This is a genomic window from Collinsella sp. OF02-10 (assembly GCF_003463445.1).
Classification (GTDB): Bacteria; Actinomycetota; Coriobacteriia; order Coriobacteriales; family Coriobacteriaceae; genus Collinsella.
Window position 1 is genome coordinate 1 of sequence record NZ_QSCW01000012.1, and the last position, 12,224, is coordinate 12,224.

Annotated in this window: 7 protein-coding genes; 6 read left to right on the plus strand and 1 reads right to left on the minus strand. The window is 58.2% G+C overall.

From position 1 onward, the window contains the following. Positions 1-345 precede the first annotated feature (345 nt). From DXA43_RS06880 to DXA43_RS06905, 6 genes are all read left to right on the plus strand, one after another. Entirely contained in the window at positions 346-903 is a 558-nt protein-coding gene (locus DXA43_RS06880; protein ID WP_117806651.1) for a signal peptidase I, read from the plus strand. A gap of 70 nt (positions 904-973) precedes the next feature. After that, complete coding sequence (locus tag DXA43_RS06885; protein ID WP_158564955.1) at positions 974-1,681, plus strand: SipW-dependent-type signal peptide-containing protein; 708 nt, start codon at positions 974-976, stop codon at positions 1,679-1,681. 92 nt (positions 1,682-1,773) lie between these two features. Beyond that, complete coding sequence (locus DXA43_RS06890; protein WP_117806653.1) at positions 1,774-2,421, plus strand: hypothetical protein; 648 nt, start codon at positions 1,774-1,776, stop codon at positions 2,419-2,421. Positions 2,422-2,424: 3 nt separating this feature from the next. Continuing rightward, positions 2,425-7,887 carry a hypothetical protein gene (locus DXA43_RS06895; protein WP_117806654.1) on the plus strand — a complete coding sequence of 1,821 codons (5,463 nt, stop codon included), beginning with the start codon at positions 2,425-2,427 and terminating at the stop codon, positions 7,885-7,887. 1 nt (position 7,888) lies between these two features. Beyond that, positions 7,889-8,461 carry a hypothetical protein gene (locus DXA43_RS06900; RefSeq protein ID WP_117806655.1) on the plus strand — a complete coding sequence of 191 codons (573 nt, stop codon included), beginning with the start codon at positions 7,889-7,891 and terminating at the stop codon, positions 8,459-8,461. 2 nt (positions 8,462-8,463) lie between these two features. Continuing rightward, positions 8,464-9,162 (plus strand): hypothetical protein, encoded by a 699-nt coding sequence (locus DXA43_RS06905; protein WP_117806656.1) that lies wholly within the window; start codon positions 8,464-8,466, stop codon positions 9,160-9,162. 709 nt (positions 9,163-9,871) lie between these two features. Here the strand turns inward: DXA43_RS06905 and DXA43_RS06910 are convergent. Next, positions 9,872-12,172: an LTA synthase family protein gene (locus DXA43_RS06910; RefSeq protein ID WP_117806657.1), complete on the minus strand. Its 2,301-nt coding sequence runs from the start codon at positions 12,170-12,172 to the stop codon at positions 9,872-9,874. Between the last annotated feature and the right edge of the window lie 52 nt (positions 12,173-12,224).

Genomic DNA, 12,224 nt, shown 5'->3' on the forward strand with positions numbered 1-12,224 from the left:
TCGCCATCGAAATTTATCGATGGCCTATTTCAGACTGTAATGGGGTACGATTCTTTTGGTTGCGCAAAATATCGGACCTCCTATTGAGGAATTGAGTAGCGGGTCGATCACAGATATTGGATAAAGCAGGTCATTTTGGGGATAAATGACCACTTACGCCAAAATAAGTAGCATTTAGCGACAAAACATTGAAAAATGTGTAGCACATCGCTATGTTTTTCTTACGAAAAGATTCCAAATTGGCTTATTTCGGACTCGCTATTCAAGCGCCTTGCGGTTTCTGCTGAAACTTGCTGACCCTTGGATTGGTCGAATTAAGGCCTCGATGGGGATGAATTAATTATTATGGCGGCGCGCGGACTCAAACGATTTATTGCGCTTCTTTGTAGCTTGGTGCTTGTACTCGTCATGGCCCTTGCCGTCGTTTCTTTTGTTCCTCGTGCATTTGGATACATGCCTTTTGCTGTGCTCTCGGGCTCTATGGAACCCGAGCTTCCCGTCGGCTCCATGGTGTTTGTTCGCCAGGTTGAGCCAACGGATATTGCCGTGGGCGACAATGCAACGTTTTACCGATCGGACGGCGCCGTGGTGACGCACCAGGTGTACGAGGTCGACCCTGTGGCGCAGATGATCGGCACGCAGGGAATTGCGAACAAAAATGCAGATGGAAGCATCATGCACGATGCCGAGCAGACACCTTTTTCGCGCGTGATCGGCACTGTCTCTTTTTGTGTCCCTTACCTGGGCTTCGTTAACGCATATTGCACGACGATGCCCGGTTTGCTTGTTGTGGTGGCCGTTCTGGCGCTGCTGGTCGCGGCGTCGATTGTGCTCGATCGGATGGTCCCCGACGAGCCTGCGGACAAGCATGCCCGCGCGCATGCGAGGGGGCGGCGTCCATAGCGGCAGGGAGAGGTGTCGGCGGCGGCAAGGGCCGTTGCCGGGGAAGTCGGTTTTCGAAAGGAAGAGAACGATGGAAAACAAGAAGAAAAAACGCTACGGCATCGTTGCCGCCCTGCTGCTGCTGGTACTGGCTGCCGGCGTGGGCACCTATGCCTGGCTGACGGCTACGCAGTCGCTGGAGAACGTGTTTACGGTGGGTAGCTTTGGTCCCACGGAGAACAAACCGGATCCGACCGACCCCGAGAAGCCGGACCCCAGTAAACCGAATACTGGCAAGGCCTACCTGTTCGAGACCAAGTGGGTCGACGACTCCAAGATCGTTCCCGGTGCAACTGCCGATAAGAACCCCAACGTTGGCATCAAGAAGGGCTCCGATGACGCCTACGTGTTTATCTATGTGAAGAACGCCATGGTCAAGGAGGGCACCGATCCCGCGGACACCCCGTACTTCACGCTCCATAACAACTGGAAGCCGGTCGATGGTGAGGTGTCCACTTCCGCCGACGGCAAGTATCTGAGCGGCCTGTTCATGTACGCCAAGGGCGCCACGAGCGGTCCCGCCGTTCTAGGCGCCAAGAGCGCTGCTGCGGACGTCTACACCGGCGAGCTCTTTAGTAAGGTTATGTTCCCTAGCACGCTGAAGGGCTCCATGGTCGCCGACGCTCCCAAGATGACGGTTTCCGCCTACATCTTCGGCGCCGACCAGAAGGGCGAGGAAGCTACTCCTGCCGCCAACGCCGTTGCTCAGGCCAAGGATTGGGCTAACGGCCTGAAGTAATCCCACCCCCTCCACCGAGATCCCGACCCGCTCCCCATCCCCATTTTCGGGTCGGGATCTCGGTCCCCCTTTGATCGACGATTGCGAACGTAATGCTCAACAATCTTTCCGACAATCAGAAACGCACCTTGGCGCTTGCCGCGATTGCGCTGTTGGCCCTGGCGTGCCTGTGTGGCACGCTGGCTTTTACAGTTGATATGGTTCCGGCGAACAACGTCCTATCGTTTGGCAGCGTGAAGGTACGAGTCTGCGAATACACCCTAAACGAGCGGGGCGAGGAGATTCCGTTTGAGGCCAACGAGCACGGGGACTATCCCGACACCAAGGCCGGGGGCTCTGACATCAGCCGCATCGTGCGCGTGGAGAACGTCGGCGCGCAGCCTGAGTACGTTCGCGCGCGCCTGCGTATGGTATCGGTGGCGCCCGACGGTTCGAGCGCGGATGCCTCGGGCAACGTTGCGTTTAACGTAAACGCGGGCGAGGGGTCCCCGTGGATCGATGGCGGCGACGGGTGGTACTACTACCGCGGATTGGCTGGACGTGGCGGCGTGCTTGACCCCGGCTCCATGACGGAAAGCCTCATGGACTCGCTGCGATTTGTGGGCGACTACCACGATGCCGCGCGCGGCGGCTCATACAGGCTCGATATCGACGTCCAGGCCGTGCAGGCCAAAAACCAGCAGGCAAACGATACCGTCCTCGACGTGCTCGACGTCGTGGGCTGGCCGGAGGCGAACTAGCCCATGGAGATTAAGAACATGAACCGAGGCGTGCTCGGCAGGCTGATCGCTGTGGTGGCAATCGCCCTTTGCTGCGTTGTAGCGCTGCCGGCGGCAGCGTATGCCGAGGATGTGCCCGAGGACAAGACCGAATTCCATATCACAAACAGGAACGACTTCCTGGCGTGTGTCGCGCTGTCGCGACAGCGCGACACGTCGCAGTGGCGCGTCTATCTCGATAACGATATCGTTCTTAACGATGATGATATGAACGCCATTGTTGAGGATACGGTCAAGCACCTCTCCTTTGGCAACAAAGAACATCCCTTTAAGGGCGTCTTTGACGGTCAAAACCATACCGTGAAGGGCCTGAACTACGAGAATAAGGTCTTGGATCCCGAGCGCGATACGGGCTTTTTTGCCGAGACCGATGGCGCCACCATTAAGAACTTCCTGGTCAAGGATGCCAACATTTGGGCTGACTTCCGCGGCGGCATTATCGTGGGCAGGGCGATCAACACCCACTTCGAAAACGTTATGGTCATGGAGAGCACCCTGCACGTTACGTGTGCCAACAACATGCTCAATGTGATTACCAATGCGGGTTTTGAGGGGGGCCTGATTGCTGGCGAGCTCGATGGTTGCACCCTCTACAACTGCGAGGTCCGTGGTGGCCGCGCCGTTAACAACACGACTTCGGGCGTACAGGCAATCGGTGGCGAGGGCCTGTATATGGCGGCGTTTGCCGGCTACGTTAAGAACTCGACCATCGAGTATTGCCGCGTGACGCCTACGCGCAACGAGGATGGCTCGATTGCCGAGAAGGGCATGACCGACGTTACCAATAAATACGATGTGGCCATTGGCGCCCTGGGCGGCAACAACGTGTACGCCTCGGGTTTTGTGGGCTGCATGGCAGAAGGCGCTAAAGTCATTGACTGCTTTTCAACGGCGAAATGCTATAGCTATGCTGCTTCTTACGTGGGCGTTGTCTCCGTAACGCGCGCTTGGACGGGCGGTCTTGCAGGCCGCATCTTGTCTAAGAGCGGTAATGAAATCACTCGCAGCCATTTCGCCGGCGATTTGAGCTCGCGCCAGTACAACCCCATCGCCGTGATCCCCATTATTCAAAACGACGTGAACCTGGGCGGTATTGCTGCACGCGCTAATGCGGGTGATGCGACTATCACTGATTGCTACTTCAAGCCCAGTGTCAGCCTATCCGGGTTTAGTCAGGGTACGGCAGCCAAGAAGAAGATTTACGCCCTTGCGGGTGATGGCACGGTATCCGGTGCCGGATTCGGTTCCTGGGACGACGAACGCTACGTCACACGTGAGCTGTGGGAGCAGCATGATTACGACTTCTGTGCCGGCACCATGCGCTCGACTGCTAACGATGCGTATCTGAATGACTCACACTCCAATGAGTGGGCGATGGACTACAAACTGAATATTCCCGTGCATGGCCAGAGCGTTAAGGCGACGATTGATTTTCCCGGTGCAGGCATCGCGACCATCGAGGCAACCAAACTCGGTATTGATCAGGCGACCTCGGATCCGTATACCTTTGCCGTGAGTGCCGTGCTGGCGGGAACGGCCCAGGGCTTGGCCCAGGGCGATACGTCGGTAACGTTTAAGCAGGATACCTCCGCAAAGCCTGAGGGGCTGAGCGAGGAGAACGGCGGCTACCGTTTTATGGGCTGGTTCCGCGAGCCCGATGTGCAAGTGAATCGAATTGGACAAGACAACAGCTGGTTTGACGGCAAGACCGATGCCGATGCTGTGGCTGCTGGCAAGCAGGTCCAGAAGAGCGAGTTGCACGACGAAACGTCAACCTATACTGCCGATAACGCGAAAGGGGCCAAGGCTTTTGAGGGCAATGACCTGTTTATCGCTTCGTACGAGGCACAGGTGCTGTTCTATAACGTCAAGGGCGAAACGCTCGATTGGCAGAGCGGTGCTGCGCACGACAGGTCGACGGATTGGTACCGCTACGGCGTGGGTTTGACGCCCGCTGCCCCCGCGGATCGCGGCAACTTGAAGCCTACCGCGACATTTATCGGCTGGACCACGCAGCCTAGCAGCGAGGCGGGGATGAATGGTGGCTATGCCGCCATCACCTCGACTCAGCTAGCCGAGCTTAAAAATCAGGGAGCTTTTTATCCTGCGGGTAGCGAGATCACGGTTGTCCGTCCTACCGACTTCTACCCGGTGTACAGCGACTACGTGTCGAACATCATAACGGTGTTCGAGGGCAATGAGCGGGACACAACCGACGATAAGACTCTGCGCGACGGTGTGGGCAAAACCAATGTCGACGTCCAGACTACCGAGGACGGCACCAGCGTCTACACGGTACAGGTGTGCAACACGGAAGGTACGCCCCTGTCCAATGGCGGCAAGCTGCCCGATGGCTATCGCTTCTTGGGTTGGTATGAAAACAAGGGGACCGAGGATGCTCCGCTCGAGGTGCGCGTAAGCCGCGACCCCAGCTACACACTCCCTGCCGATGTCGATCTAACTGTGCCACATACCTACATCGCCCGCTTTGAGTACCGAGTGGATTATTACGTTCGGGCTTATACCAACCATGAGTTTACGGACAGCAAGCTACTTTGTTCCGTTTGGAATCGCTATCAAACGCCCTTTGAAGAAAACGTCGGTAGTACCTTCGTGCGTGAAAACGTCGTCCACTGGGGTCCGGAGCATGTTGACCACGGCATAAAGGATAGTTATGACGGAACGTGTGAGACGCGCTACACGACGAAAACCCTTGTCGTGAGTCCCCTTAACGCGTACTCGCACAACGTTAAAAACGATACGGGAGCCGATACTCTAAAAAACCTCTATGCCGATACTGATTTTCCAGGCGCTGCAACGCTAAGCGATACTTGGACTTCGGCTTCGCTGAACGTAACGGCCAAACTGGTGAATGATCGCTATCGCCTGAATTTCTGGACGCTTGAGCGCGATGGTGAATATTGGACATATGTGAAAAATCCCATCGAGAGCATAGTGCGTACAGATAAGAAGTACTACGCTCGCGCGATGATTACCACGGACGTTAATTTCTACAACAAGGGCGATAATGTCGTGAGGACTGCCACGCGGCGCTATGAGAGTAACTTGCTGCAGACCAAGGTGAACGGGGCGGATCCGACGTTCACGTATTACTACCCGCATGTTAATAAGTCGGTTAAAGTGGCCGAAAAACCAGAAGATGGTGAGAAGGGATCGTATGAGAGCCCCCTGACCCTCGAAGCTTCCCCGACCGATGCCGACATGGCCGTGCCGGGCTATAAGTTCCTGGGCTGGATTTCGACCGCCGAGGTCAAGAAGGATTCTGCCGTCTGGAAATATATCTATGATGTCGCCAACGACCCCTATGTGACGAGCGATCCGGAAAGGGCGGCGCCATACTTGGCGACGGATGACTCCAAGGTCACCCAGTGTCAGGATGCCTATCCCGTCTACGCAAAGTTCGACGTCAACTACACCACCAACCTGCACCGCGCCGGTTTTAATGGCACTTCCGAGGTGAATGTTCCTAGGTATGACATCACCCCTAATCTCAATGCGGACACCGATCCCGCCACGGCAACGGTGACTCCTGATATCGAAACGACGGTATACAAGTCAGGCGGCGAGCGATACAAGCTGAATAAGGTCGAAATCGAACTCCCGAACGGTGAGGTTAAGGAGCTCGAATCTGACGGCAATAACTCGTATACCTATCCGGTGGAGCCGGGCAAGCCTTACACGTTTGTGGCCTACTACACGCCCATTGCGGTGGTGTATCACCTGAACGACACCGATATCGATGGCAAGCTCGCGCAGGAGGGCAATACGCTCGGCAGCCTTAAGGATGGCATGCCGCTGCCGACGTATAACGTTGGCGACATCGATGCTGCAACGAGCGCATACAATGCCTTCGTAGGCTGGACGGAAACTAAACCGGCATCCGGCAACGGTTATGTCGTTTGGTCGGACGGCCTCCCCATGGTGAATACAAACACTGTGGTTAACGCCCCCATGGAGCTGTACCCGGTCTACCGTGCCAGCGCGGTAATTGTCCAATCGAGTATCGATGCCAATCTGGATAACCCCGATTCTGTGCGTTCTCTTTCGCGCACCGACTCTGGCGATCAAATTTCGCTGGAAGTAAGAGCTACAGCTGAGGTTGTCGGCAAGGATGGCACCAAGTACGACTTTGTCGGCTGGTCGCGTGACTACGAACCCGATGGCAAATACACTCTGTTGACCGATGACGAGAAGTATCCCCTCGAGGGCAGCGAGCCCTTTGAGAGCGTGACCTACACCGCGGTGTATAAGATCGCGCCGTATAAGGTGCGCTATCACGGTGTCGACGGGTCGGTCGTCTTTACGGCGACGGTCGACTCGGACGGCGAGCGAGCGACGGGCGCCGGCTTTGTCCATAACGTCGATGTTCCCAAGGTGGATGAGAGCGGCAACCCGGTCTATGACAAAAACGGCAATCCCGAGATGGAGAAAAAGTCCGTGGCATACGACCCGGACGCCCACTCCAAGATCGTCGCGCTGCTCGATGAACAGACGGCTACTAGCGGTGGCGTGCGCGAACTCTTCCTGGAGTGGCGATATGTGCCTGCCGTTGGCGCTCCGAAGTCTTGGGATGAGTTTAAGGGCGAGCCGGTCAAGGGAGACATGGACCTGTATCCCGTGACGTATCGAGTGGCCGCCAACGATACGTCCGATACCGAGAGACCCGTAGCCATGACCGCGCAGCTTAAGTGGCTGCTCGATCCCACCGCTGGCAACACAGTCGACAACAACGCCGATGAGGCGCCGTTTAAGGCCTGCTTCGCCGAGCCGTTTATGGGGACGCAGCTGACTGTTACCGTTAAGCGGGCGAGCTACGGTCCTGGTGCGTCCATGTCGGAGGAACCCGTCAACGACCAGTATGTCTCGCTCTACAGCTTGGGCTCGGGTAACGGTTCGTTCGACTTGACCAACCGCCTGGAGTCCAAGAAGACGGGCGAAGGGGGGCAGGCTCCTGGCAATGCCGTGTTCGACTTCGCCAAGACCCATGCGCTGACGATCGTCAAAAAGACCACCGATGCCAGCGCCATGGGACAGACGTTCCGCTTTAAGGTGACGAAGACGGCGGGGGGAGCCTCTCCCGAGACGCGCGTGGCCGAGGTGAAGGTCGATAAGCGGCAGCAGGAAAACGGTGAGACCTGGTATGTCGGCAGCGTGCAGCTCGCCGCTCCGGCGGGCATCTATACCGTCGAGGAAGACACGGCTTGGGCATGGCGCTACGAGGGCGAGCTGAGTACGCCGGGCAAGGCGCTCGGCAAATCTGCCGAGCTGACGATTTCGTCTGCATCGAGCGCGAACGATGCCACGTTCACCTGCACGAACACGCGTGTGAACGACAAATGGATCGACGGCAGCGATCGTGCCCATAACGTTTGGAGCAACGGCAACGTAGCAAAGAAGGAGGATTAGCATGTCCAAGCGCAAGCGCATCATCGCCTTGCTGGTGGGGGTTATCCTCTTGGCCGGTACGGCAGGCACGCTGGCCTGGCTTTCGGTTACGGGCGTGCTGGTCAACCAGTTCGGCATCGGATCGGTGACGCCATCGGTTCAGGAAACGCTCAACGGCAAAGTGAAAAGCGATGTCAAGGCGAAGAACACGGGTACTGCGCCCGCCTATATTCGTGCTGCAGTGGATATCTACTGGCAAGATGCGACGAGCGGCGCTCGCCTGTGGGATGAGCCGCAAGCTGACTCGGACTACGAGATTGCGTGGAGCGTGGCTGATGCCTCGGGCGCGAACTCGGCTTCTAGCTGGGTTAAGTCGAGCGACGGGTTCTATTACTGGACGTCGCCCGTTGCTCCCGGCGGTGAAACCGGCATGCTCATTAATAGAGTAACCGAGCTCAAGGCAACCGAAGGTCGCGATCTTGTCGTGGATATCTCCACTCAGGCGGTCCAGGCGACGCCCGATGAGGCCGTGCACGATGCATGGGGTTGCTCGGTCAAGAATGGCGTGCTGGTGCCGCCGCATGGAGGTGCGTAAGTATGGCGTTCCCAATTCGCAAAGGTGTTGCGCGCTCCTTGCGTTGCATGGTCGCGGCCATTTTCTGCGTAGTCACGCTCGCTGTTCCCGCCCGTGCGTTTGCCGATACTCCCGCGATTGCCTATGACGGAAATGCGCGCCAGCTGACGGTCTCGGGGGCGACGGGCTCCTCGGGGGAGCCCGATCTGTTTCCCGCCTTTAAAGGTCTAATGCCCGGCGATGTGCGCGAGCAGCAGATTGAGGTTCGTGCCACGGGTGTAAAGTCCCAGGTACGCGTGTTTGTGCGGGCCGTTGTCGATCACGAGACGGCACGCCAGCTGTCGCCCATTACCTTAACGGCGTCGGCGGGCGATGCGTCTGCCGGTTGGCTCCAGACGGGAACGCCGGGCAGCGTGTTCGCCTATCCCACGCAGGTCGCAGCGTTTACGAGCGATGGCAGCACGGTGCTCAATTTGCAACTAAGTGTCCCGACGTCGGTGGGCAACGAGCTTGCCGACGCAAGCAAGACCATCCGCTGGGAAATCACCGCCGAGGACGATGGCGAGAAGATTCCCGTACAACCTGTTGGCAGTAAGAGCCCCGGTCTGTTTGGCCTGGCGGCAACCGGCGACAGCACGCTCGCATTGCTCTTGGTGTTGCTGACGCTTGCAATCATTGCTTTCATGGCCGCGCTGCTCTTATCCCGGAGGGATAAGCGCTAGGTCCATCTTCTAAATGCTTCGCCCTCCCGGGCGGCGGGCACGAAGTTCCCTGCTCTACAGTCCTGCGCAAAGGAAGCCACATTAAGTGGCCTTCTTTGCGTGCGGAACTCGCGATGAGCTTCGTGCCCGCCGCCCGGGAGGGTGTCTCTTTATTGATAGAAGGCCTAATAAGCTGATGATTTCATGCCTGGATGTATTCGGAGTGGGACGGGCTTTCCGGATGGGCGGGGTTTCGGAAAGTGTGTCCCAGAATCGACGCTCAGAGTGGTCCCCACTTTCCGGTTGATGTATTGTCCGGAAACTATGTCCCGGAATTAAGGCTTGGAATGGGATGCACTTTCCGGTTGAGAGCCTTAGCGGAAAGTGCGACCCGGAATTTACTCTTGAAGTGGGATGCGCTTTCCCAACAGGCCCTCAAGCGGAAACTGCGTCCCATTCCGAAGGCAGATTCCGGGACACACTTTCCGAATATAAAGAAGGCCACTTAATGTGGCCTTCAACTTATATATGTTGCGGATGCTTTCATGGCAAGCCGCGCTTCAACACCGAGGCGTCTGCCCGGCGACGCGGAATGTAAGGTTCATCGCGAGTTCCGCACGCAAAGAAGGCCACTTAATGTGGCCTTCGTCTTGCGCAGGACTGTCCGAGCAGGGAACCTTATATGCCTCCGCCTGGACAGACGTTTCAGTTGTGGCTCAGCAGCTAGCAGCTACTTAATCTTGGTCGTGCCCGGTGCCAGGTTGGGGTCGGTCTCGTTGGCCTCGGTCTGGAAGTGCTTGGTGTACACGTTCTTGCCGTCGCGGAACATCTCGTAGTACTGCATCTTGGCGTAATCCTCGCGCGCCTTGGTGGCGGCTGCGGCAACGGCGTCGTCGCCGGTGACGTTGGAGGAGAGCGCCCAGCGCAGGCTGGCGTCCTCGTAGCCCACCGAGTTGATGGCGGGCAGCGACTCGCGCAGCGTCATGTGCGCCTTCTGGTAGTCGGTCAGCGGTGCGCCGATCAGTTGCATCAGCTGGGTGGACAGGTAGTTGGTGGACAGGTCGTCAACCTCGCTCGTCTGGTCGCAGCCGGCAACGTCGTAGTTGGCCCAGATGATGTAGTCGGTCTGCCACAGACGCTCCTGATGGGTGGCGTCGTCCTCGTCGGTAAACCACTTATCGTTGAACTTGGACGGGAAGAACGGCTGATGGTCGCCCCAGAACACCACGACCACCTTACGGTCGAGCTTGCTCAGGGCGTTGAGGAAGTAGCGAAGCGCCTGGTCGGACTGCTCGATGCACGAGACATATTCGTCGACATCGGAGAGCGTGCCGTCCTCGACGGTCTTGGCGTCCAATTCGGTCGTGTCGATGTTGAGGTGCATCTGCTTGTCGACCGGCAGCAGGCCCGTGTCGTAGCCCGAGTGGTTCTGCATGGTCACGTCGAAGATAAACTGCGGATCGGCGTTCTGGCCGAGCAGCTCAAGAATCTTGTCGTAGGTAGCCTGGTCGGTCACCATGCCGCGCAGAGTGTCGGCCCCCTGGAAATCGTTGATGGACAGGAACTGGTCAAAGCCAAAGTCCTTGTAGACGTTCTCGCGGTTCCAGTTGGTCGCGTGGTTGGGGTGCATGGCCGTGGTGGTGTAGCCGAGCGATTTGAACTGCTCTGCCAGATTCCCGGTCGTCTCCATGTTGTAGATGGTGTAGGGGTACACGCCCGAGCCCAGGTTGGCCATGGAGTTGCCGGTCATAAACTCAAACTCGGTATTGGCGGTACCGCCGCCGTAGGCGCTCACATAGAGCTTGCCGCGGCTGAGGCAGTTGGACAGGCTCTTAAAGTACTGCGGGCCCTCGTAGCCGGCGCGCATGTTCTGGTAGATTGACAGATCCGAGAAGGTCTCGTTCATGATGGCGATGACCGTGGGCTTCTCGCTGTCGAACTGCTCCTGGGCGGCGGCGCGCTCGTCGCTCTTGGCCGCGTCGGACTTGTCGTAGGCCTTGGCGTACTTTTTGAGCGTGGCCTTGGCATCGTCGGCGGAGTAGTCGGCGGGTTTGGGCGGCTTGATGGACTGTGCCGCACTAATAAAGGCGGGCAGGTAGCCCTCGCGCCAGTAGCTCTCGAGCGGGCGCCAGGTGTAGACGGTGATGCCGAGGGTGTTGTAGTAGTCGATAAGCGTGACGTGTGCGGTCACGCCGCCCAGGCACAGCACCGCCACGAGCAGGTTGGTGAGCAGCATGCGCTTGGCGTTGGCGGCACCCTTCTGACGGTGCGGTGCCACCAGGCCGGCGTACTCGCATAGCAGCATGGCGATGGCGGTAAAGCCCATGGACAGCACGCAGAACAGCGAGATCGAGAAGGTGTAGCCGTTGCCGGCGACTTCGGCGGCGGTGGAGATGGCCGAAAGGTCGCCCGGCTGGATCGGCATGGATTTAAACGTGATGACGAAGAACTCGGCAATGCCCAGGACAAAGAGGGCAAAGGCCAGGACCGCGGGAGCTGCGCCGTGGCGCTGGAATAGGAAGAACAAGCCGGTCATGAGCACGGTGATGATGGCCCACTCGAGCAGGATGCACAGGGGGTAGACCCAGGTAAAGTCGTGGTTGGACGAGACCTCCATGCCCAGCAGCGCAAAGACGCCGGCGAGCAGCAGGCACAAGACGGCGGCGACGAGCGGTTTGCCCATAAAGGCGCCGCGCAGGCGGGCGAGCTTGCCGGTGGGGGCGGGCGCGTCGGGCTCGGCGAACGCAAAGACGCGCGGGGCGATGCGGTCGCGTGCGATGCTGGCCCAAGCGCAGCCGGTGAGGATGGCGTTGGTCAGGATGAGCATCACAAAGGCGAGCGGCTCGTTTTGGGCGACGAGGCCAATGGCGCCCCAAATGGTCAAAAAGAGCTGGAACAGGCCGAAGGCGACGCTCCACCCAAGAGCGCTTTTGGCAACGGTGCCCGACTGAGCGCGAATGGCCTTGGCCTCGCGCAAGACAAGGTAGACGGTCGCCGCAAGACCGACGAGCGAGATGGCGGCAGCGAACATGCTGAGACTCCTCACAAACTTAAAACCTACGAAAGCGGGGGTTTACCCGATT

Coding starts and splice junctions, on each gene's coding strand:
- DXA43_RS06880 (WP_117806651.1), top strand. CDS start 346: ATGGCGGCGCGCGGACTCAAACGATTTATTGCGCTTCTTTGTAGCTTG.
- DXA43_RS06885 (WP_158564955.1), top strand. CDS start 974: ATGGAAAACAAGAAGAAAAAACGCTACGGCATCGTTGCCGCCCTGCTG.
- DXA43_RS06890 (WP_117806653.1), top strand. CDS start 1,774: ATGCTCAACAATCTTTCCGACAATCAGAAACGCACCTTGGCGCTTGCC.
- DXA43_RS06895 (WP_117806654.1), top strand. CDS start 2,425: ATGGAGATTAAGAACATGAACCGAGGCGTGCTCGGCAGGCTGATCGCT.
- DXA43_RS06900 (WP_117806655.1), top strand. CDS start 7,889: ATGTCCAAGCGCAAGCGCATCATCGCCTTGCTGGTGGGGGTTATCCTC.
- DXA43_RS06905 (WP_117806656.1), top strand. CDS start 8,464: ATGGCGTTCCCAATTCGCAAAGGTGTTGCGCGCTCCTTGCGTTGCATG.
- DXA43_RS06910 (WP_117806657.1), bottom strand. CDS start 12,172: ATGTTCGCTGCCGCCATCTCGCTCGTCGGTCTTGCGGCGACCGTCTAC.